Here is a 21,740-nt window from a genome sequence, read left to right as displayed (position 1 = left end):
GTTTCCAGTTGTCTACAAAGGTAACTGGATGATGTCCGAAAAACGAGCAACCTCCTCAAGTTTTACATCTAGGGAAAACCCTTGGAATTGAGCAGCGCCGTTGCCCCTCAGGCTTTCAGCTTGAGCAGATAGATCAGCGGACCGGCCATCGCCGTGTCGAGTTCGAGGAAGTTCTCGAAGTCCTTGCCCTCCATCCAGAAGGGGTCCCAGTTGTTCTGCTTGATGGTTTTCTGCCACAGATCGGTGGCGGTGGCGCGCCGCACCACCGTCAGCAGCGCTGCCTTGCGGTAAGGCGGTACCTTGCGGCCGGTGAGCACGCCGCGCCAGTTGGCGAGGTCGGCATCGACGCCCTGTTCGCGCACCGACGCAATGCCCTGGAACGGTCGCTTCGACGACACGCCGATGGCGCGCAGCTTGCCGCTGGCCAGGCCTTCGCCGAACTCGCTGTAGCCCGAGATGCCCGCCGCGGCCTTGCCGCTTTCCAGCGCCTCGACCACTTCCGCGCCGCCGGGGTGCGCCTGGTAGACCAGCGTCTGCGAGGCGTCGGCCACGCGCGCCAGCATGCCGGCGTACATGTGGTCCACGCCGCCGGCCGAGCCGCCCGCGATGACGGTGTTGGCCGCATCGGCGCGCAGCTGCGCGATCAGGTCCTTGGGTGTCTTGATGGGCGAATCGGCCTTCACCGCCACCACCTCGTAGTCGCTGGTAAGGCGGGCGATGGGCGCCACGTGGGCCATGGTGACGGCAGGCTTCTGCAGCGCCACCGCGCCGACCATGACCATGCCGCTCATCAGGATCGTGTCGGGGTCCGCATCGTATTTCTCGGCGTACTTCGCCAGGCCGATGGTGCCGCCCTTGCCGCCGACGTTCTCGTACACCACGCTGCCGACCGCGCCGGAGGCCAGCATCGCGGCGCCGAGCGCGCGGCCGGTCTGGTCCCAGCCGCCGCCTTCGTTGGCGGGAATCACGATGCGCAGCTTGCTGCTCACGGGCGCGTCGGCGGCGTGCGCGGCGTGCGGCCAGAGGGCGGCATGCCCTGTGCCGACTGCTGCGGCCGAGGCCGCGATCCATGCCGAGAAGCTGCGGCGGGAGAGGGGAACGGAAGGCGACTGGGGCATCTTTTTTCCGGTTGTCTGTAGGGCCAACCAGATGATGTCCGCGAAACGCGGCGATCCCGCGCCGCGGCGGGCAGGACAAACCCTGAGGCCCGCGCTCTTCCAGGGCCCTGCTGGAGCCCTTCTTCTTACTGAAACGCCACCTCGTCGAAGCTGCGCAGCTTGCGGCTGTGCAGCCGTGTCGAGCCTTCCGCGCGCAGGATGTCGATGGCCCGCATGCCGATGCGCAGGTGCTGCTCCACGCGTTCGCGGTAGAAGTGGTTGGCCATGCCGGGCAGCTTGATCTCGCCGTGCAGCGGCTTGTCGCTCACGCACAGCAGGGTGCCGTAGGGCACGCGGAAGCGGAAGCCGTTGGCCGCGATGGTCGCGCTTTCCATGTCGAGCGCCACGGCCCGGCTCTGGCTGAAGCGGCGCTGCGGCTGGTTGCCGGGCAGCAGCTCCCAGTTGCGGTTGTCGGTACTGGCCACGGTGCCGGTGCGCATGATCTTCTTGAGGTCGGGGCCTTCGTAGCGTGTGATGTCGGCCACGGCTTTTTCCAGCGCGAGCTGGATTTCCGACAGCGCCGGAATCGGTACCCACAGCGGCAGCTCCTCGTCGAGCACGTGGTCTTCGCGCACGTAGGCGTGCGCCAGCACGTAGTCGCCGAGCTGCTGCGTGTTGCGCAGGCCGGCGCAGTGGCCCAGCATCATCCAGGCATGCGGGCGCAGCACCGCGATGTGGTCGGTGATGGTCTTGGCATTGGCCGGGCCGACGCCGATGTTGACCATCGTGGTGCCGCTGCAGTCCTCGCGCACCAGGTGGTAGGCCGGCATCTGCGGCAGCCGCGGCGGCGCGGTGCCCTGGCTGCCGTCGAGCAGGTGGCCGTAGGTGCTGCTCGAACCGGCCGGCAGCCCGCGCCGGCGCGTGACCACGTTGCCGGGCTCGATGAAGGCGACGTACTCGCTGTTCTCGTCGGCCATTGCCTCGTGGCCCAGGCGCACGAACTCGTCGATGTAGAACTGGTAGTTGGTGAACAAGACGAAGTTCTGGAACCACTCGGGCGCGGTGCCCGTGTAGTGGCGCAGGCGGTGCAGCGAGTAGTCCACCCGCGCGGCCGTGAACAGCGACAGGGGCTGCGCCTCGCCATCGCGCGCCTCGTAGGTGCCGTTGGCGATGCCGTCGTCCATCACGCCCAGGTCGGGCAGGTCGAACACGTCGCGCATCAGGGCGCGGCGCTCGGCGCTCATGGTGCCTTCGATGTGGTCGTTCTCGGCAAAGGAGAAGTGGATCGGAATGGGCTGCGTGCTGGTGCCCACCTCGAGCTCGACCTGGTGGTTCTCCAGCAGCAGGCGGAACTGGTCGAGGTAGTAGCGCGAGAACAGGTCGGGCCGCGTCAGCGTGGTCTCGTAGCGGCCGGGGCCGGCCACGAAGCCGTAGCTCAGCCCGGCATTGGCAGGCGGCGTGTGGCGCGAGACGGTATGGGTGTGCACCCGCACGAAGGGGTAGCAGGCCCGCACCCGGCCCGGCAGCGCCTCGCCGGCAACGAAGCGCAGCATCGATTCGCGCAGGTGGGCCAGGCCGCCCTGGTAGATGGTCTTGACCTGTTCGAGTGCGGCGGCGGCGTCGGTGAAGCGGGCGGGGGCGACGAAGGTGGGCATGTAGGGCATGCCTGTCATTGTGCAATGGCTGCGGTGTTGGTCGCTGCGTTGTTCGGGGCGCGATCACGCCGACGGGGTGCCTTGCTCCGCGAATGTCCTCCGCCCTTCGGGCTCCCCCTTTATTTCGCTGCGCAAGGCACCCCGCCGTCGTGATCGTTCAGAGCACTGGTTGATCGGCCGCAAACCAGCAGCGTGCCCTCGTGCGCAGGGCATCGGGTGCTCCCCGCAGCGAAATAAAGGAGGAGGGCGAAGCCCGGGGGACATTCGCGGAGGGGAGTACCCGGTGTCCTGCGCACGTACCCCGAATGTCCCCCGCACGGCCTCTCAAGCCAACAGACAGCCCAGCACCTTGCCCAGCATGTCGTTCACATCCGCGGCCTGCACCGCGCCCGGCAGCTCGATATCGCCGTGCATCACGAACACCGGCTTGCCCCACTTGAGCCCCATCGCCATCTCCGACAGCGTGCCCATGTTGCCGCCGATGGCGACCAGGCACACGCCGCTGCGCGCGACGATGCCGTTGCGCATCTCGCCCATGCCTGTGGGAATGGCTACGCTGAGCCATTCGTTGGCGTTGCGGTCGTCGTCCTCGGGCAGGATGCCCACGGCGATGCCGCCGGCTTCCACCGCACCGCGCGAGGCTGCGGCCATCACGCCGCCGCGCCCGCCGCAGACCACCGCCATGCCCGCGCCGGCCAGCGCATGCGCCACGGCATAGGCCGCCTCGCACTCCGCCGGGCCGCCGTCGCCGGGACCGATGATGGCCACCGGCTGGCGGTGGCGCGCCGGCCCCCACTGCTTCTGCGCCAGGCGCGTCAGCGCCTCAGTGACCGGCGCCGACAGCACCGCGCTCGCGCCTTCGCGTAAAGACATCGCCCACTCCCATCACGATCACACACACCACCATCAGCACCAGCGACAAGGCCGCCGCCACCGCGAAATCGGACCCACCGTCGCCGACCTGCGCGAGCAGCATCAGCGGCAGGATGTTGAGCTGCGTGCCCACCAGCGCCAGCGCCGTGCCGTAGGTGCCCATCGCTATCGCGGCCACCATGCAGGCGTTCGACAACACCGAGGGCAGCACCTCGGGCACCACCGTGTCCCGGAAGGCGCGCGAGCGCGAAGCACCCAGCGTGCGCGCCGCCTGCGCGGGGCGCAGGTCGAGGTTCGCGAACACCGGGTACAGCGACAGCGCCACGCGCGGAATCAGGTAGTAGGCATACGCGAAGCCCAGGCCCGACACGCTGTAGATCCAGCTGCCGATGGCCGCCGGGTCCGCGCCCAGGCCCGCGAGCAGCTGCGTCACGAAGCCCGCGCGCCCGAAGGCCAGGATGAAGCCGTAGGCAATCACCAGCCCCGAGAAGGCGAGCGGCAGCCCCAGCAAGGTCATCATCCATTGGCGCCGCGCCACAGGCTGGCGCGCCAGTTCGATCGCGATGCAGGTGCCCACCAGCGCAGAGATCGCGCCCGCCGCGAGGCCAAGGCCCAGCGTGTTGCGCAGCGCGCCGAGGAACAGCGGATTGCCGAACAGCCGCCCGAACGCGCTGCCGCCTTCGCCGAAGGCTTCGGGCAGCAGCGCCGCGAGCGGCACCGCGAAGAACAGCGCCATGAAGGCCCACGCGGGCCAGGCGCCAAAGCGTCGCATGCTGATTACTTCCCCAACGCAGCCTGGGCCCAGAGCTTGTCGACCTCGGCCTTGCGCTCCGAAGCCTTCACCACGTCGAGCGGGCGGATCTGCGGCGCGGCCGGCATCTTGGCCGCGACATCGGCCGACAGCGGCGTGCCCGGCACGGCGGGGCGCACGAAGCCCTGCGCGAACAGCGACTGGCCGGCCTCGCTCATGATGAAGTTGAGCCACAGCTTGCCGGCGTTCGGGTTCGGGCCGTTCTTCACGAGGCTGATGGCGTAGGGCGCGGCCACGCTGGCTTCCTTCGGGATCACGACTTCCACAGCGTCGCCCATGCCGTCGACATGCTTGGCCTTGAGGCCGTCGTTCTCGTAGCTGATCCACACCGGGATCTCGCCCTTGAGGAACTTGGCGTAGGGCGTGGTGCCTTCCACGCGCAGCACGTTGCCAGCCGCATGCAGCTTGCCCAGGTAGTCGGTGCCGGGCTGCACGTTGTCGACGCTGCCGCCGTTGGCGTAGGCCGCGGCAAAGGTCAGCACCTGGCCGATGCCGGTGGAGCGCGGGTCGAGGTAGACCACCGTGCTCTTGAACTCGGGCTTGAGCAGGTCGGCCCAGCCCGTGGGCACGTTCTTCACCAGCTTCTTGTTGACCAGGAAGGCGATGTTGAGCGTGTGGATGGTGAACCAGCGGCCCTCGGCCTCGCGGAACACCGCGGGCAGCTTGTCGAAGTTGACGGGCTTGAAGGGCGCGACCACGTCCTTCTTCGCGGCATCGACGGCCGAGGCGGCGAAGTAGTAGGCGGTGTCGGCCTGCGGGCGGCGCTTGGTCTTCTCGAGCGCGACCACGGTGGCGGCCGAGCCGATGTCGTTGTAGGTCAGTTCGATCTCGGGGTAGCGCTTCTTGAAGTCGCGGAACAGCGACTTCCAGTTGGCCCACTCGGGGCCGGTGTCGAAGGAGACGCACAGGCCTTCCTTCTGCGCCTCGGCGTACAGCGCCTTCTCGCCCGCGTAGAGCTCGGGGCCGTCGAAGGCGAAGGCGGTGCGGGCCGCGAGCGTGGCCAGCGGCAGTGCGCCGGCGGCCTGGATCAGATGTCTGCGTTGCATGGTGGCTCCTTGGAGGAAAAGATCAGTGGTCGAGTAAACGGAGGTGTTCGGGCGCGATGGCAATGGCTTCGGCGGCCGGCGCGGGCGACTCGGCGAGGAAGGGCTTGGGCGCCCCCTGCACTTCGAAGTCGTAGCGCGTGAGCGCCCCCAGGTAGCGCTGTGCGCCGGTGCGGCCCGCGAGACGGTTCACCGCGTCGGGCGTCGGGTCGGCCCGGATGTGTTCGGGGCGCACCAGCACATGCACCGGGCAGCCGTTGGAGCGGCTGCCCGTCTCGGCGAAGAGCTCGGCAAAGCCCAGGTCCAGCCGGCCCGGCGAGGCCACCTTCGCGGGCAGGATCGTCGAGAGCCCGACGAACTCGGCCACCGCGCGGCTCGCGGGGTTCTCGTAGATGTCGCGTGGCGTGGCGATCTGCAGCAGCCGGCCGTCCTTGAGCATGGCCACGCGGTCGGCCATCACCAGCGCTTCTTCCTGGTCGTGTGTGACGAGCAGCGTGGTGGCGTTGAAGCGCTGCTGAAGGGATCGGATCTGGTCGCGCAGGTGGCCGCGCACGCTGGCGTCGAGCGCCGACAGCGGCTCGTCGAGCAGCAGTGCGCGCGGATCGATGGCCAGCGCGCGCGCCAATGCCACGCGCTGCTGCTGGCCGCCCGAGAGTCGAGCGACCGCGCGCTGCGCGTAGTCGCCGAGCCCCACGATGTCGAGCAGCTCCTGCGCACGCTTGCGGCGCTCGCCAGTACCTACCTTGCGCAGCTTGAGCCCGTAGGCCACGTTGTCGAGCACGCTCAGGTGTGGAAAGAGCGCATAGCTCTGGAACACCATGCCGATGTGGCGCTGGTGCACCGGCGTGCGCGACATGTCGTCGCCGCCGAGCGCAATGCGCCCGGTGTGGCCCGTTTCCAGGCCCGCCACGAGCTTCAGCAAGGTCGACTTGCCCGAGCCGCTCGGACCGATCACCGCGACCAGCTCGCCCGTGCGCACGTCGAGCGATACGTCGTGCAGGCCGTGCGTGCTGCCGGGGTAGTTGTAGCTGACGTTGTCGAGGAGGAGGCTCATGGTCGGTTACGCGCGTTGCTTCACCAGGGAGGAAGAAAGAAGCGCCGACGCGCTCGCCAGCACCAGAAGAATCACCGTGGCCGCGCACGCAAAGCCCGTCGCGCCGTAGAAGGCCTGCAGCAGCACGACCGGGTAGGTGCGGTTCTGGAAACTCGTGAGCAGGTTCGACACGCCGAACTCGCCCACCGATATCGCGGCCACCATCACCAGCCCGCTGATCAGGCTCTGGCGCAGGCTCGGCAGCACGATGCCGGTGAACTGCTGCCAGCCCGAGGCGCCGAGCGTGGCCGCGGCCTGCTCGAGCCGGCCCAGGTCGAGGTGCCGCAGGTCGGTCAGCAGCGTGTTGGTGAGATAGGGCAGCGTGAGGATCGCGTGCGCCGCGATCAGCAGCGGCATCGAGCCCAGCCAGGGCGCGAGGTCGGTGTTGAACACGATCATGTAGCCGAAGGCCAGCGTGATGGCCGGCACCGCCACCGGCGTGGCGCTCACGATCCGCGCTGCCAGGCTGCCGCCGCGCCGCGCGCCGTGGTACAGCGCATAGGCCAGCGGCAGCGCCAGCACGGTGTTGATGGCGCAGGCCGCCATGGCGACCACAAGGCTGCTCACGAAGGCCTTGCGGAACGAGGTGTCGAGCCAGAGGTCGAGATACCACTGCCCGGTGATGCCCGTGGGCAGCAGCGTGTTGGTCCAGTTGCCGCCCGCGCTGCCGACGAGCAGCAGGGCGATGGGCAGCAGCAGGTACAGGCCGTAGATGAGCGAGATGCCGCGAACCAAGGTTGTCTCCAGTGTCATTGGCGCCCGGCATACTTTCCGGATGCGCTACTGTCTGCGCCGGCCATGCCGCCGCGATGCTTCGAATTCTAGAAAGCACATGCGAACTTATGGGTGAAAGTTGGATGACGACACTTGAGCAATCGGAAAGTGTTTTTCACGCAGCTTTCACACAGCGAGGCCATGCATGAAGCGCGACTGTCCCACCATCCAGGAGCTGCTGGCCTTCGACGCGGTGGCGCGCCACCAGAGCATCACGCTCGCGGCGGGCGCCCTGTGCATCACCGTGAGCGCGGTCAGCAAGCAGATTGCGGGGCTCGAAGCTCTCCTCGGCCGCGAACTGCTGCAGAAGAACGGACGCGGCGTGCAGCTGACTCCCCAAGGGCGCGTGTACTGGCAAAAGATTTCGGGTGGGCTGCGAGCGATTGAAACGGCGACCTTCGAGGCGCGCTCAGGCGATGCGGGCGCCGGGCTTCTCACGCTGGCGAGCGTGCCCACCTTCCTCACCAAGTGGCTGATTCCGCGGCTGCCCGCCTTCAGCCAGAAGAGCCGCCACGTGATGCTGAGCTTCAGCCGCCACCTGGAGCCGAGCGACGGCATTCCGGCGGGCGTGGATGCGGCCATCCGCTACGGCCCCGACGGCTGGCCCGGCGTGGTGTCCGAATACATCGCGGGGCGCGAGTTCGTGCTGATCGTGGCGCGCTCGCTGGTCGAAGGGCGGCACCGCATCGCGCAGCCCGCCGACATCCTCGGCCACACGCTGCTGCACCACGAGGGCGCGCCGACCGCGTGGCGCCAGTGGGCCGCGCAGCACGGCGTGCCGGAGGTGCAGACCGTGGCCGGCCCGCGCTTCGCGCAGTACTCCGCGTTGATCCAGGCAGCGCTCAACGGACTGGGCATCGGGCTCGTGCCCAGGCTGCTGGTGCAGGAAGAATTGGCGGAAGGCTCGCTGCTGAGCCCCTGCGGCACGCCGGTGAGCGTGAACCAGGGGCACTATCTCTGCTATCGGCCGGACCGGCTCGACCTGCCGGCGTTCGCGGCTTTCCGCGAATGGCTGCTGCAAGAGGGCGCGGCCTCGCGCGGCGTGGAGGCCGAGGCGTGAAACGGCCATGTTGAGTAACCTCGTGGTCCGAACAGACAACGAAGGACACGATCGATGAAAGTCGCAGTCATGGGCGCCGGCGCAGTCGGCTGCTACTACGGCGCCATGCTGGCGCGCGCCGGACACGAGGTGGTGCTGATCGGGCGGCCCTCGCATGTGGAGGCCGTCAACGCCAGCGGGCTTCGGCTGGAGACCAAGGCCTTCGACGAATTCGTGAAGGTGGCAGCCAGCACCGAAGCCAGCGCAGTGCACGGCGCCGACCTCGTTCTGTTCTGCGTGAAGTCCACCGACAGCGAATCGGCCGCTGCGCAGATCGGGCCGCACCTGTCGCCTGGCGCGCTGGTGCTCACGCTGCAGAACGGCGTGGACAACGACACGCGCGTGCGCTCGGTGCTTTCGTCGAACGACGTGGCCGCGGCCGTCGTCTACGTGGCGACCGGCATGGCCGGGCCCGGCCACGTGAAGCACAACGGGCGCGGCGAACTGGTGATTGCGCCGTCGCGCCGCAGCGAAGAAGTGGCGCGGCATCTGGTGGCCGCTGGCGTGCCGACGCAGATCTCGGACAACGTGCGCGGCTCGCTGTGGGCCAAGCTGATCCTGAATTGCGCCTACAACGCGCTGTCGGCCATCACGCAGCTGCCGTATGGCGTGCTCGTGAAGGGCTCAGGCGTGACCGACGTGATCCGCGACGTGGTGGCCGAGTGCCTCGCCGTCGCAAAGGCCGAGGGCGTTGTGGTGCCCGGCGACACCGACGCCGCTGTGCGAGGCATCGCGCAGACCATGCCATCGCAGTACTCGTCCACCGCGCAGGACCTCGCGCGCGGCAAGCTCAGCGAGATCGACCACCTCAATGGCCTGGTCGTGCGCCGCGGCGAGGCGCGCGGCGTGCCCACGCCGGCGAACCGCGTGCTGTTCGTGATGGTGAAGCTGCTCGAAGGCAAGCAGCGCTAGCCTGGCATCGGCTCGCGCATCGTCACGAACTCTTCGGCGGCGGTCGGGTGGATGCCGATGGTGCTGTCGAACAGCGCCTTCGTCGCGCCGGCGCGCATCGCCACCGCAAAGCCCTGCACCACTTCGCCCGCGTCCGCGCCTACCATGTGCAGGCCCACCACGCGGTCGGTGGCCTTCTCGACCACCAGCTTCATGAATGTGCGCTCGCTGCGGCCCGACAGCGTGTGGCGCAGCGACTTGAATTCGCTCGAGAACACCGTGACCTCGCCGAACTTCGCGCGCGCTTCGAGTTCGGTGTAGCCGCAGGTGCCGATGTTCGGGTGCGTGAACACGGCCGTGGGAATGAACTCGTAGTCGAGCCGGCGCTTGCCCTTGCCGAAGAGTTCGTCGACCACCACCATCGCCTCGGCCAGCGCCACCGGTGTGAGTTGCACACGGGTGGAGACATCGCCCACCGCGTAGATCGACGGCACCGAGCTGCGGTAGCGGGCGTCGACCGCGATCGCGCCGTTCTCGTCGAGCTTCACGCCCGCCGCCTCGAGACCGAGCCCTTGCGTGTTGGGCACGCGGCCGGTGGCGAAGAGCACCGTGTCGGCCTCGATCTGCTGGCCGCGCGCCAGCGTGACGGCAAGCCCGTGCGGCCCGCGCGTGACCGAGGCGGCTTCGCAGTTCAGCCGCACGTCGACGCCGGCCTTGCCCATCTCGTTCGCAAGGAACTGCCGCACGTCGTCGTCGAAGCCGGTGAGCAGGTGCGCGCGGCGGTGCAGCTGCGTGACCTGGGCGCCGAGGCCGTTGAAGATGGATGCGAACTCGCAGGCGATGTAGCCGCCGCCCACCACCAGCAGGCGCTTGGGGAAGGGGTCGAGGTCGAACATCGCGTCGGAGCTCACGATGTGTTCGCGGCCCGGAATGTCGGGCACGTAGGGCGTGCCGCCGGTGGCCACCAGCAGGTGGCGCGCGGTGTGGCGCTTGCCGTCGACTTCCACCGTGTGGGCGTCGGCCAGCTGCGCCCAGCCGGCGATGAGCGTGACGCCCGAGTTCTTCAGCAGCGAGGCATAGATGCCGTTGAGCCGCGTGATCTCTTTTGCGCGCTGCGACTTCAGGTGCGCCCAGTCGAACTGCGGCGCGTGGGACAGCTTCCAGCCGTAGCCGGCGGCTTCCTCGAACGATTCAGCGTAGCCGGCCGCATAGCTGTAGAGCTTCTTCGGGATGCAGCCCACGTTGACGCAGGTGCCGCCGAGTTCGGCGGCTTCGGCCAGCCCGACGCGGGCGCCCGTCTGCGCTGCCATGCGCGCGGCGCGAACGCCGCCGCTGCCGCCGCCGATGACGAAGAGATCGAAGTCGAATGTGGGCATGAAAGGCTCCTTGGCCGCCGACTGTAGCGGCAGGCCGAAGGAAGCGCTTTCGGCGGGACTTGCGCGGCGGCTGGCGTTCAGCGCGAGTCGGGCGAGGTCCAGAGCCTGCGCGGATCGTCGCTGCGCTGGCCTTGCGGCTGCGGCGGCTGCTGCTGCGTTGGCGCTGGTGCGATGCCGCGCTGCTGCTGGATCGCGCGCAACTGAGCCTCCTGTGCCTGGCGCATCGCGTTCTGCTGGGCCTGCAGCTGGGCTTGCGCCTGCTGCTGCGCCTGTGCGGCGCGCAATTGCATTTCCTGTTGCTGGCGAAGCTGCTGTTGTTGTTGCTGGGCCTGCAGCTGGGCCGCGCGTTGCTGTTGCAGCTGCATCTGTTGCTGTTGTTGAAGCAGCTGTTGCTGCTGCTGGGCTTGCGCCTGCGCCGCGCGCTGCTGCATTTCCTGTTGCTGGCGCAGCGCTTGTTGCTGTTGTTGTTGTTGTTGCTGTTGCTGTTGCTGTTGCCAGCGTTCCTGTTCGCCGCGCTGGCGCCCGTCCTGTTGGGCCCGCCAATCCTGCTGCTGGCGCCATTCCTGTTGCGGACGCCCGCCCTGCTGGCGCTGCCATTCCATCTGCTGTCGTTGCTGTAACTGTTGCTGCTGCTGCGCCTGCTGGAGCTGGATCTGCTGCTGCCGCGCCATCAGCGCCGCCGCCGGTGGGACCACTGCGGCGGGCCGGCCGAAGCCGCCGCCGAAGCCGTTGATCGCGACGCCGGGCGTGGGAGCCACCGGCACGCGCGCGAAGCGGTCGTCCGGCAGCCGCACGAGGTCGCGACGGCCGAAGGGGCCGCGGCCGAAGCGGTCGGCGGGCAGCACGGTCACGGCGCCCGGCATCTGCTGGTTGGCATAGAAGTCGTTGCGCGGCCCGGCCTGACGGTTGTAGATGGCCATGCGGTTCACCTGGTCCACATAGCGTTGGCTCGCGTGGTAGCCGGGGCGCCATTGCTCGCCCGGGGCCAGCGGGAACCAGCCCACGCCGCTGCGGCCGTTGCCGATCTGGACGCCCGCGTTCGCACCGCCGCCCACGAAGCCGACCAGCGCCGGTGAATACACCGGCCGGCCGCTCGTCCGCCCCGGCACCCAGCCCCAGCGCGAACCCACGCGCGCCCAGCGGCCGTAATGGAAGGGCGCGAAACCCCAAGGCGCGGCATCGACCCAGGTCAGGCCCCACGGTGCGACGTTGACCCACTGGCCGTCGCGGTACGGCGCCCATTCGGCATCGACGTTGCGCGGGAACCAGACGTCGCCGTACATGGCGTCGTTCTGCCAGTCGCCGTAGTTGTCGAGCTGCAGGTAGCCGACCACCTCGCGCGACACGTAGCGCGCCGAGACCGACTGGTCCTCGATGCGGTTGCGCTCGGCCACCCAGGCGTCGAAGCCGCCAGCCTGCGGCGGCGCACCGCCCACGACCGCGAGGTCGCGGCCCGACACGGTGAGCTGCTGGCGCGCGCCCAGCGACTGCGATTGGCCGTTCTCGCCGTAGAGCGTGGCGCGGCCCGAGGCCACGGCCACCCAGGTGGTGCCCGCGGCCGGATCGGAGGCGATGCGGTATTCACCCGGCGCGTCGATCACCACCGCGAGGTTGCCGGTGTCGACCTCGAAGCGCTGGCCTGCCAGTTCGTCGCGCACGCGCAGCTGCAGGTTGCCCTGGTTCGAGGTGATGCGCGCCGTGTCGTCGTCGAGCTCGGAGAACTCCACGTGCGTCTGCCCGTCGAGCCGCAGGGCTGCCGAGCCGATGTACACCTCGGCGCGGGCGTTGCGGTCGGTCCAGAGGCGGTCGCCGCTGGTGATGGGGCGGTTGGGCTGCGCGTCGTACCAGCTGTCGTCGCCGGCCGGCGCGAAGCTGATGGTGCCCTGGTGGAAGTTGAGACGGGCCACGCGGCCCGGCGGGTCCTCCTGGGCGCTGGCTGCGAGACCGACGCACAGCATGGCCAGGCCGAGCAGCCAGCGGCGCAGCGTGGCGGAATGCATGGAAATGGCGGATGGGTTCATGGCGTGTTCTCCCCAGTCGTTGGGACGATGCGAAAGCGCTGAATTTGTAACGCGCGAGAATCCGCTGCCGCTGTCATCGCCAACCCCCTGCTTGGTGAAGCGCGCGTGCATTCGGCAACCGGCTGTAAGGAAGAAATCTCCATGAAAAACCAGGATCGCGCACGCCCCACGGGCGCCATGCGCTCCGAAACCGATAGCTTGATCGTGCTGGGCGCAGCGCTCGCCATGGTTCTGGCGTCCATGCCCGCCGCGGCCCAACTGGCGCGCAAGCCCTCGTACTACCAGCAGCAGAACCAGCCGCTGCCCGAAGGCCCGGCCGCGCAGCTCGCGCCGCGCCCGGCGGTGCCGTCGTCATTGCCCGCGCTGCGCAGCCAGGGCGACTTCGACCAGCTGGCGCGCGTCTACGACGCCGGCACGCCGATGCAGCTCGCGCACGTGCTGTTCGCCGTCGACCGGCAGGCGAAGCCGGCGCGCATGTACTACATCGACACGCCGCGCTACCAGCTGCACGTGCGCTTCCTGCGCGACACCCGGCTCGTGCCGAACACGATCAAGCGCGAGATCGACCGCAACTACCTCGTGCCCGACCGCCGCTTCCTGTTCGGCACGCTGAGCTGGCAACAGAACATCGGCACCTTCACCTACGAGTTCTGGGAGGGCGACCGGCTCACTGCGCCGCTGCTGCGGCAGGCCGACGCGCAGGTCAAGGCCAGCTTCTTCGCGCCCGTGAAGTTCAAGACCAACTCCACGCTGCACGAACGCGTGGCGAAGGAGTCCGGCATCGACTTCGTGAGCCAGGAGGCGCTGATCCGCGAGCAGCCTTTCTTGCCGATGAACCTCGGCACCGCCACCGGCCGCGTGCGCATCGTGGACGACGAATCGGGCATCAACGCACTTTTGCCCGACGACATCGCCGTGCTGCGGCAGGTGCCGATCAGCCTGCCGCCGGTGGCGGGCGTGCTGACCGAGCGGCCGTCGACCGCGCTGTCGCACGTCAACCTGCTGGCCAAGGGCTGGGGCATTCCGAACGCCTACGTGCGCGACGCCGCCACGGTGCTGAAGGCGCACGCGGGCCAGTGGGTCGCACTGAAGGTGGCGGCCTCGGGCTACGAGGTGCGCCGCCTCGCGCCCGAAGAGATCGCCGCCCTGCCGCCGCGCGCCGTGCGCACCGCCGCCACCGGCGCGACGCCCGGCAGCGCGCGCGCCATCAGGCCCGACCTGCGCGAAACCCGCCTGCTGCCGCTGGCCTCGCTGCGCGCGCGCAACAACGCCCAGTGCGGCACCAAGGCCGCGAACCTCGGCGCCATGCTGGCCGCGCACATTCCGGGCACCTCGGTGCCCGACGGCTTCTGCATTCCGTTTGCGCACTACGACCGCTTCATGCGCGCCAACGGCCTGGCCGAACGCATCGCGCGCATGCAGCAGCAGCCGGGCTTCGCGAGCGATCCGAAGGCCCGGCAGAAGGCGCTGGCGCAGCTGCGCGACGAGATCGTGCAATGGCCCGTCGATGCCGCCACCGCGGCCGGCTGGCGCGCCGCGTGGCAGTCGCAGCTGGGCGGCGGCGGCGTGTTCGTGCGCAGCTCGTCCAACTCCGAAGACTTGCCCGGCTTCAGCGGCGCGGGGCTCTACACCACGGTGCCCAACGTCAAGACCGGCGATGCGCTCGAGGTCGCGGTGAAGAAGGTCTGGGCCTCGGTCTTCAACCCCGAGGCCTGGGAGGCACGCAGCGCCGCGGGCTTCGGCGCCGAATCGGTGCTGATGGGGGTGTTCGTGCAGACCGCCATCGACTCGACCAACGCCGGCGTGATGATCACGCGAGACCCGTTCGACGCGGGGCATCCGCACGTCACCTACATCTCGGCCAAGCGCGGCATCGGCATCCGCGTGGTCGAGGGGCAGCGGGTGGCGGAGCAGGTGATGTATTCGAGCTGGTCGAAGGCGATCCAGGTGCTGAGCCGTTCGGCCGAAGAAACGTCGCTGCAGCTCGACAAGGAAGGCGGCGTGAAGGAAGTGCCGGTGGAGGTGGGCCGCAATGTGCTGACCGACGAGCTGGTGGTGCGCCTCGCCAACGTGGGTGCAGCGGTGAAGCGCACCTTCAACGCGGTGGACCAGGACATCGAGTGGGCGACGGTGGGCGACCGCATCGTGCTGCTGCAGGCGCGGCCGTACGTGGAGCGGCGGCGCTGAGCTATTACTGCGGGGCGGCCGCGCCTCGATGGACCGGAAGGGTGTTAAGCGGAATGCGCAGGTAGGCCACCCCGTTGTCGTCGGGCGGCGGAAATCGCCCGGCGCGCACGTTGACCTGCATCGACGGCAGGATCAGCGTCGGCACGTCGAGCGTGGCGTCGCGCGCGGTGCGCATGCGCACGAATTCTTCTTCGCCGATGCCGTCGCGCACGTGGATGTTGTGGGCGCGCTGTTCCGCCACGCTGCTCTGCCAGCGGGGCTCGCGCGTGGCGGGCGGGTAGTCGTGGCAGACGTACACGGTCGTCTCGGGCGGCAGGGCGAGCAGCCGGTGCATCGAGCGGTAGAGCTGGCGCGCATCGCCGCCCGGAAAGTCGGCGCGCGCACTGCCCAGGTCGGGCATGAAGAGCGTGTCGCCGACGAAGACCGCGCCGTCCACGAGGTACGCCATGTCGGCCGGCGTGTGGCCGGGCACCAGGAGCGCGACCGCCTCGGCGTCGCCGATGCGGAAGGATTCGCCGTCCTTGAAGAGATGGTCGAACTGGCTGCCGTCGGGCAGGAAGTCGCGCTCCAGGTTGTAGAGCGTGCGAAAGGTGGCCTGCACCGTGCGGATGTGTTCGCCGATGGCGATGCGCCCGCCGGCCTGCGACTGCACATGGCGCGCGCCCGAGAGGTGGTCGGCATGCGCGTGGGTCTCCAGGATCCAGTCGACCTGTAGCGCCTGCGCGCGCACATAGGCCAGCAGGCGATCGGCGGAGGCGGTGCTGGTGTGGCCGGACTTGAAGTCGTACTCCAGCACCGGATCGATGATCGCGGCGCGCTTCGTGGCGTGATCCCAGATCACGTAGGACACGGTGCCCGTCACGGGATCGAAGAATGCCTGGGTGGTGGTGCGGCGGGGCGCTGCGGTCGTCGTCATGGGCACTCCTTCAGTCAAGCTGTTGATATTATATGAATTGATATAATATTGGCAAACCAACCGACATTGCCACCCATGAAGGCTTCCACCCTCGTCATCGATCCCGAAGTGCTGCGCGGCGGTGCCCGCCAGGCGGTCGCGGTGCTCAAGCTGCTGGCCAACGAAGACCGGCTGCTGCTGCTGTGCCAGCTCTCGCAGGGCGAGATGTGCGTGAGCGACCTCGAAAGCGCGCTGGGCATCCGCCAGCCCACCTTGTCGCAGCAACTCTCGGTGCTGCGCGCGGAAGGCGTGGTCAGTACCCGTCGCGAGGGCAAGAACATCTACTACAGCGTGGCCGATGCCGCGCTGCTCGACATCCTCGCGGTGCTCTACCGTCTCTACTGCCCGAAGGAAGACTGAAGATGCCCGCCATCGACTGGCCCCATTTCACGCCATGGACCGCGTTGGCCGGCGGCGTTCTCATCGGCATCGCTGCGGCGATGTTCGTGCTGCTCAACGGGCGCATCGCGGGCATCAGCGGCGTGCTGGGCGGCTTGCTGCGCCCCGTGAGGGGCGACGTGGCCTGGCGCGCGGCCTTCGTGCTCGGACTGGTCGGTGCACCCGCCGCCTACGGGCTGTTCGCCGTGCTGCCCGCGGCACGGATCGACGCCGGCTATGGCGCGCTCGCACTGGCCGGCCTGCTGGTGGGCGTGGGCACGCGTTACGGTGCGGGTTGCACCAGCGGCCACGGCGTGTGCGGCGTGGCGCGGCTGTCGCCGCGTTCGCTGGCCGCCACCGGGGTTTTCATGGCAGCCGGATTCGCCACGGTGTTCGTGGCGCGCCATCTGTTCAACCTGTGATGAAGGAGCGATTCGCCCTCATGCCGACCGTCATCGCCTCCCTGCTCGCCGGCCTGGTCTTCGGGCTCGGCCTCATCGTCTCCGGCATGGCCAATCCGGCCAAGGTGCTCGGTTTTCTCGACCTTGCCGGCGCCTGGGACCCCTCGCTCGCATTCGTGATGGGCGGGGCGGTGATCGTGAGCGCCGTCGCCTTCCTGTTCGCGCGCCGGCGCAAGCTGTCGCTGCTCGGCGCGCCGATCGTGCTGCCCACCGCGCGCCGGATCGACCGCCGCCTGGTCGGCGGCAGCCTGCTGTTCGGCGTTGGCTGGGGTGTGGCGGGCTTCTGTCCCGGCCCCGCGCTGGTCTCGCTCGGCACTGGCGAGTTCAAGGCCGTGGTCTTCGTGGGCGCCATGCTGCTGGGCATGAGCCTGTTCGAACTGATCGAGCGCAGCCGTGCGCTGCGCCCGGCTTCAGGCGCAGCCTGAGCGCGCCATCAGCCGTACAGATACTGCGGCAGCCACAGCGTCAGCCCCGGCCAGATGTACATGAACACCATGCACAGGATGACGATCAGCATGTACGGCATCATCCCCGCGAAGATCTGGTTGAGCGTCACGTGCGAGGGCGAAACTCCCTTCAGGTAGAAGGCCGACATCGCCACCGGCGGCGAAAGGAAAGCCGCCTGCAGGTTCACGAACACCAGCACGCCGAACAGCAGCGGATCGATCTGGAAGTGCGCGAGCAGCGGCAGGAAGATGGGCACGAAGATCACGATGATCTCGGTCCATTCCAGCGGCCAGCCCAGCACGAAGATGATCGCCTGCGACAGCAGCAGGAACTGCAGCGGGCTGAGGTTCATGCCCAGCACCCATTCCTCGATGATGCGCTGGCCGCCCAGCAGCGCGAACACCGCCGAGAACAGCGCCGAACCCACGAACAGCCAGCAGACCATCGACGTGGTCTTGAGCGTGAGGAACACCGCCTCCTTGGTCTTCTTGAAGTCCAGCGTGCCGGCTTGCCAGGCCATCAGGAAGGCGCCGGCCGCGCCAACGGCGGCCGACTCGGTGGCGGTGGTGATGCCGAACAGGATCACGCCCAGCACCACCAGCGTGAGCGTGCCCAGCGGCATCACCGACGACACCAGCATGCGCAGGATCTCGAACTGCTCCGCGTCCATGCGCCAGTAGTACCAGGCGAGCAGCGCGATCGTGAACAGGCTGGCGAGCAGGAAGCCTGTGTAGAAGGCCTCGGGCACCGCGGCGGTCTTCGGCGCCTCGACGGCTTCGCCGAGCTGCTGCAGGCCGCCTTCCGCAGCCGGCGGGGCCGAAGCGGCTTCGCTGCCGGGCGGCTCCTCGACACCGCCGGGGGGCTCCTGCAGGCCGCCTTCCGATGCCGGCTCCTTCGGTTCGCCGGACGTCGGCGGCTCGGCCAGCCCGGTGCCGGAGGAGGACGGCGAAGCGGCCTCGGGCTGCGCCGCCGCGGTTTTCTGCGTCGCCTGCTGCTGCGCGGCCGGCGTGTTGTTGTCCTTCTGCGAGTAGATCGCTACGTACCACCACACCGAGCCCAGCGTCACGGCCGCGAGCGCCAGCGGCACCAGCGCGTTCAGCAGGCCGCGCAGCAGCAGCCACCACGTGATGCGCACGCCCTGCGCCGCGCCGCGCATGGCGCGCGCGGGCGACACCACCGCCGCGAACAGTGCCGGCAGCATGCGCGGCGAGTAGCTGGCCGCGATGTGCGCGACCCACGGCGTGACCGGTGCGCGCTGCTGGTCGGGGGGCAGCCTGGGCGCCACCTTGGGCTGCAGCATGGCCCAGCCGATCACATAGAGCAGGTAGAGAAACGCGAGGAAGAAGCCCGGGAACATGGCGGCCGCATAGAGCTTCACCACCGACTGCCCGGCCACCGCCGCGTACACGATGATCATCACCGAGGGCGGAATCAGAATGCCGAGCGTGCCACCCGCGGTGATCACGCCGGCCGCCAGCCGCGTGTCGTAGCCCGCGTTGAGCATCGGCCGCATCGCGATCACGCCCATCAGCACCACCACCGCGCCGACCAGCCCGCTCGCGATGCCCCAGAAGGTGCAGACGATCAGCGTGGTCACGGCCAGCGAGCCCGGCACGCGGCGGAACGCGAGCTGCACGCTGTGGAACATCTTGTCGACCAGCGCGCCGCGCTCCATCACGTAGCCCATCAGCACGAAGAGGGGGATGGACAGCAGCGTCTCGTTGGTCATGGCGCCGAAGGCGCGCTGCACCATCAGGTCGAAGACCTTGTTGTCCAGCCAGTGCAAGGCGGGATCGTAGAAGGCGATGAAGCCGAAGAACATGCCCAGCCCCATCAGCGTGAATGCCGTGGGAAAGCCCAGCATGATCACGACCACGATCAGGCCGAGCATCGAAAGGCCGAGTGCGGGTTCGCTCATTTCGTAACCTCCGCGCGACGCGCTGCGGTGCGAGACCCCTTCGGAGCGGCCGGGCGGGGGTTCATACGCTGCCTCCCGTCGAATCGCTCTTGCGCTGCTGCGCGGCCTGTTCGATGGCCTTGGCCTTGTCGATCACCTCGCGCTTGGCGGCCTCGTCGACATAGGTGCTGCCCGCGAGCTGCTGGCCGACCACGTCCATCTCTTCCGCGTCCTTCAGGCGCGGCGTCCACGCGCCGGTCTTCAGGCACAGCACGCAGCGCACCATCTCCGCGATGCCTTGCAGCAACAGCACCGCGCCGGCCACGGGGATCACGAACTTGAACGGATAGACCGGAATCGGGTCGGCATTGAAGGTCTGCTCGCGCATCGCCAGCGATTCGCCGAAATAGGTCCAGCCCGACCAGGTGAGCGCCACCACGCCGGGCAGGAAGAACAGCACGAACAGCACGAGGTCGAGCGCGGCCTGCGTGCGCGGCTTCATGCTGCCGTAGAGGAAGTCGCCGCGCACGTGGCCGGCCTGCGAGAGCGTGTAGGCACCGCCCATCATGAAGAGCGTGCCGTAGAGCATGTTGTTGGCATCGAAGATCCAGGCGGTGGGCGCATTGAGCGCATAGCGCTTGAACACCTCGCCGCACACCAGCAGCATCAGCGCCACGATGAGCCAAGAGAAGGTCTTGCCCACGACCATGCTGAACCGGTCGACGGCGTGGAGGAGGCGTTGGATGGTCATGGCTGCAGGAGCATGGAAGAGGCCCGTTCGTGGACCACCGTGGAACCGGCTTCGCCGGGCCACCGGTGTTGCCCCCTGGGAGGGGGAAGGAGAAGCGGCACGAAGTGCGCGAAGCCCTGGGGGGTCAGCTCTTCTTCTTGCCGAAGTAGTGGGTGTAGGCCATCTTGAAATCCACGCTGTAGTCGTTTTGCCACTGCAGCGCGCGCTCGGCGAAGGTGCGCTGCGACTCCAGCACCTTCTTGAACAGCGGGTTTTCTCCGGACTTCTTCTCCACCGTCTTGTCCCATGCAGCAAGCTGCGCGCGCAGCACCGCGTCGGGCGTCTTGTAGAACTTGATGCCGGCCTTCTTCATGTCGGCGTAGTCCTGCGAGTTGCGCTGCACGGCCTTCCAGCTCATGTCGGCGCTCGCGGCCTGCACCGCGTAGTCGATGATCGAGCGCAGCTCCTGCGACAGCGCGGCGTACTTGCCCTTGTTGAACAGCACCTCGAACTGCTCGCCCGACTGGTGGAAGCTCTGCAGCATGCAGTTCTTCACCACATCCGGGAAGCCGAGCACGCGGTCGCTCGATGCGTTGTTGAACTCGGCCGCATCGATCAGCCCGCGGTCCAGCGCGGGCACGATCTCGCTGCCGGGCAACGGGTTCACCGCCGTGCCCATCTCGGTGAACATGTCGACCGCCAGCCCGACGGTGCGGAACTTCAGGCCCTTCATGTCTTCCACCTTGGCCACCGGCTTCTTGAACCAGCCCAGCGGCTGCGTGGGCATCGGGCCGTAGAGGTACGACACCACCTCCATGTTCAGGCTCTTGTAGATCTCGTCGAGCAGCGCCTTGCCGCCACCGTAGTTGTGCCAGGCCAGCACCGTGTTGGCGTCCATGCCGAAGCCCGGCCCCGATCCCCACAGCGCGAGCGCCGAGTTCTTGCCGTAGTGGTAGGCCACCACGCCATGGCCGCCGTCGAGCGTGCCCTTGTTCACCGCTTCGAGCAGCTGGAACGCGGGCACCACGGCGCCCGAGGGCAGCACCTCGATCTTGAGGCGCCCGCCGGCCATGTCATTGACCTTCTTGGCGAAGTCATTGGCGTACTCGTGGAAGATGTCCTTGGCCGGCCAGGTGCTCTGGAAGCGCAGGGAAGTGGTCTGGGCCATGCTGACCATCGGCGCCGACATGGCGCCTGCGGCCACGGCCGCACCCTTGAGAAGACTGCGGCGGCGGGGTGATTTGCTGTCTGTCATGTTGTCTCTCTCCAAACAAGTTCTGATGACGAAGAAACCCTGCCCGCAGTCTTGTCGCTATGTTCGGCAGGCCCAAGCCGCATCTTTGGCGCGCAAGAAAACGCGACAAACAGGGTTTTCACGAACTGGTGAAGAATTCCGGTAATCGAAAACCGCATCGCAAAGAAGGAAGCAGGAATGACCGACCCCGTGGAAAACAAGGGCTATGCCGGCGACGTGACGCCCGAGCAGGCGGCGCAGTGGATGGCCAGCGGCGAGGCCGTGCTGGTCGACGTGCGCACCGACGCCGAGCGCGAATGGGTCGGCTACGTACCCGGCGCCGTGCCGCTGGCGTGGAAGCAGTGGCCGGGCATGGCGATGAACCCCGCGTTCGACGACGGCATCCGTGCCGCCGCCGAAGGCAAGAAGAAGCTGGTGCTGCTGTGCCGCAGCGGCGTGCGCTCCATCGCGGCCGCCAAGCGCGCGACCGAACTGGGCGCGGAGGCTTACAACATCCTCGAAGGCTTCGAGGGGAATCCGGACGACCAGGGGCACCGTGGGCTCATCGGCGGCTGGCGCAAGCGTGGGTTGCCCTGGAAGCAGAACTGAGTCGTTCGGGGGCGATCACGCCGACGGGGTACCTTGCTCCGCGAATGTCCTCCGGCCTTCGGCCTCCCCCTTTATTTCGCTGCGCAAGGCACCCCATCGGCGTGATCGA

At 68.4% G+C, this 21,740-nt stretch carries 20 protein-coding genes; 7 read left to right on the top strand and 13 right to left on the bottom strand.

Annotated elements, in window-relative coordinates:
• Positions 1-107: 107 nt before the first annotated feature.
• The 7 genes from ASD05_RS24500 to ASD05_RS24470 all read right to left on the bottom strand — a co-directional run bounded on the left by ASD05_RS24500 (position 108) and on the right by ASD05_RS24470 (position 7,325).
• A complete protein-coding gene (locus ASD05_RS24500) occupies positions 108-1,118 on the bottom strand; it encodes a Bug family tripartite tricarboxylate transporter substrate binding protein (protein WP_200955482.1) in 1,011 nt (336 codons plus the stop codon).
• A 125-nt stretch (positions 1,119-1,243) separates the two neighbouring features.
• Positions 1,244-2,761, bottom strand: a complete 1,518-nt coding sequence (locus ASD05_RS24495; RefSeq protein ID WP_042672838.1) for an AMP nucleosidase — start codon at positions 2,759-2,761, stop codon at positions 1,244-1,246.
• Between the two features lie 315 nt (positions 2,762-3,076).
• Positions 3,077-3,625, bottom strand: coding sequence for a TIGR00725 family protein (locus ASD05_RS24490; protein ID WP_056597806.1), 549 nt, complete (start codon positions 3,623-3,625; stop codon positions 3,077-3,079).
• The gene (locus tag ASD05_RS24485; RefSeq protein ID WP_056597803.1) at positions 3,576-4,397 is read right to left on the bottom strand and encodes an ABC transporter permease; all 822 of its coding nucleotides are present in this window, start codon (positions 4,395-4,397) and stop codon (positions 3,576-3,578) included. Before ASD05_RS24485 ends, ASD05_RS24490 begins: the two co-directional genes overlap by 50 nt.
• A gap of 5 nt (positions 4,398-4,402) precedes the next feature.
• Positions 4,403-5,482 carry an extracellular solute-binding protein gene (locus ASD05_RS24480; RefSeq protein WP_056597801.1) on the bottom strand — a complete coding sequence of 360 codons (1,080 nt, stop codon included), beginning with the start codon at positions 5,480-5,482 and terminating at the stop codon, positions 4,403-4,405.
• Between the two features lie 22 nt (positions 5,483-5,504).
• Positions 5,505-6,533, bottom strand: coding sequence for an ABC transporter ATP-binding protein (locus tag ASD05_RS24475; RefSeq protein ID WP_056597799.1), 1,029 nt, complete (start codon positions 6,531-6,533; stop codon positions 5,505-5,507).
• Between the two features lie 6 nt (positions 6,534-6,539).
• A complete protein-coding gene (locus ASD05_RS24470) occupies positions 6,540-7,325 on the bottom strand; it encodes an ABC transporter permease (RefSeq protein WP_056597797.1) in 786 nt (261 codons plus the stop codon).
• A 166-nt stretch (positions 7,326-7,491) separates the two neighbouring features.
• Here ASD05_RS24470 and ASD05_RS24465 point away from each other — a divergent pair, with 166 nt between their 5' ends.
• Positions 7,492-8,406, top strand: coding sequence for a LysR substrate-binding domain-containing protein (locus ASD05_RS24465; RefSeq protein ID WP_056597795.1), 915 nt, complete (start codon positions 7,492-7,494; stop codon positions 8,404-8,406).
• 54 nt (positions 8,407-8,460) lie between these two features.
• Positions 8,461-9,357, top strand: coding sequence for a ketopantoate reductase family protein (locus ASD05_RS24460; RefSeq protein ID WP_056597793.1), 897 nt, complete (start codon positions 8,461-8,463; stop codon positions 9,355-9,357).
• Here the strand turns inward: ASD05_RS24460 and gorA are convergent.
• On the bottom strand, positions 9,354-10,712 hold the full coding sequence (gorA, locus tag ASD05_RS24455; RefSeq protein ID WP_056597791.1) for a glutathione-disulfide reductase: 1,359 nt from the start codon (positions 10,710-10,712) through the stop codon (positions 9,354-9,356). The genes ASD05_RS24460 and gorA overlap by 4 nt on opposite strands.
• Before the next feature lie 77 nt (positions 10,713-10,789).
• On the bottom strand, positions 10,790-12,733 hold the full coding sequence (locus ASD05_RS24450; RefSeq protein WP_056597789.1) for a DUF6600 domain-containing protein: 1,944 nt from the start codon (positions 12,731-12,733) through the stop codon (positions 10,790-10,792).
• A 141-nt stretch (positions 12,734-12,874) separates the two neighbouring features.
• On the opposite strand from ASD05_RS24450, the gene ASD05_RS24445 reads away from it, so the two are divergent.
• Positions 12,875-14,920: a PEP/pyruvate-binding domain-containing protein gene (locus tag ASD05_RS24445; RefSeq protein WP_157610247.1), complete on the top strand. Its 2,046-nt coding sequence runs from the start codon at positions 12,875-12,877 to the stop codon at positions 14,918-14,920.
• Between the two features lie 4 nt (positions 14,921-14,924).
• Here ASD05_RS24445 and ASD05_RS24440 read toward each other — a convergent pair whose 3' ends face one another.
• Positions 14,925-15,836: an MBL fold metallo-hydrolase gene (locus ASD05_RS24440; protein WP_056597787.1), complete on the bottom strand. Its 912-nt coding sequence runs from the start codon at positions 15,834-15,836 to the stop codon at positions 14,925-14,927.
• 75 nt (positions 15,837-15,911) lie between these two features.
• Between ASD05_RS24440 and ASD05_RS24435 the strand changes: the two genes are divergently transcribed.
• The 3 genes from ASD05_RS24435 to ASD05_RS24425 are packed head-to-tail and all read left to right on the top strand — an operon-like array spanning position 15,912 to position 17,139.
• Positions 15,912-16,235 carry an ArsR/SmtB family transcription factor gene (locus ASD05_RS24435; protein WP_056597785.1) on the top strand — a complete coding sequence of 108 codons (324 nt, stop codon included), beginning with the start codon at positions 15,912-15,914 and terminating at the stop codon, positions 16,233-16,235.
• 2 nt (positions 16,236-16,237) lie between these two features.
• A complete protein-coding gene (locus ASD05_RS24430) occupies positions 16,238-16,675 on the top strand; it encodes a YeeE/YedE family protein (RefSeq protein ID WP_056597783.1) in 438 nt (145 codons plus the stop codon).
• Between the two features lie 20 nt (positions 16,676-16,695).
• A complete protein-coding gene (locus ASD05_RS24425) occupies positions 16,696-17,139 on the top strand; it encodes a YeeE/YedE family protein (protein WP_056597988.1) in 444 nt (147 codons plus the stop codon).
• An 8-nt stretch (positions 17,140-17,147) separates the two neighbouring features.
• Here the strand turns inward: ASD05_RS24425 and ASD05_RS24420 are convergent, their stop codons facing one another.
• The 3 genes from ASD05_RS24420 to ASD05_RS24410 all read right to left on the bottom strand — a co-directional run bounded on the left by ASD05_RS24420 (position 17,148) and on the right by ASD05_RS24410 (position 21,043).
• Positions 17,148-19,079, bottom strand: coding sequence for a TRAP transporter large permease (locus tag ASD05_RS24420; RefSeq protein WP_056597781.1), 1,932 nt, complete (start codon positions 19,077-19,079; stop codon positions 17,148-17,150).
• Between the two features lie 61 nt (positions 19,080-19,140).
• Positions 19,141-19,809: a TRAP transporter small permease subunit gene (locus ASD05_RS24415; RefSeq protein WP_056597779.1), complete on the bottom strand. Its 669-nt coding sequence runs from the start codon at positions 19,807-19,809 to the stop codon at positions 19,141-19,143.
• Between the two features lie 124 nt (positions 19,810-19,933).
• A complete protein-coding gene (locus ASD05_RS24410) occupies positions 19,934-21,043 on the bottom strand; it encodes a TRAP transporter substrate-binding protein (RefSeq protein WP_056597776.1) in 1,110 nt (369 codons plus the stop codon).
• A 177-nt stretch (positions 21,044-21,220) separates the two neighbouring features.
• On the opposite strand from ASD05_RS24410, the gene ASD05_RS24405 reads away from it, so the two are divergent.
• The gene (locus ASD05_RS24405; protein ID WP_056597772.1) at positions 21,221-21,631 is read left to right on the top strand and encodes a rhodanese-like domain-containing protein; all 411 of its coding nucleotides are present in this window, start codon (positions 21,221-21,223) and stop codon (positions 21,629-21,631) included.
• Positions 21,632-21,740 lie beyond the last annotated feature (109 nt).

This window comes from Variovorax sp. Root434 (genome assembly GCF_001426595.1).
Classification (GTDB): Bacteria; Pseudomonadota; Gammaproteobacteria; order Burkholderiales; family Burkholderiaceae_C; genus Variovorax.
This window is presented reverse-complemented; position numbering and strand designations above follow the sequence as displayed.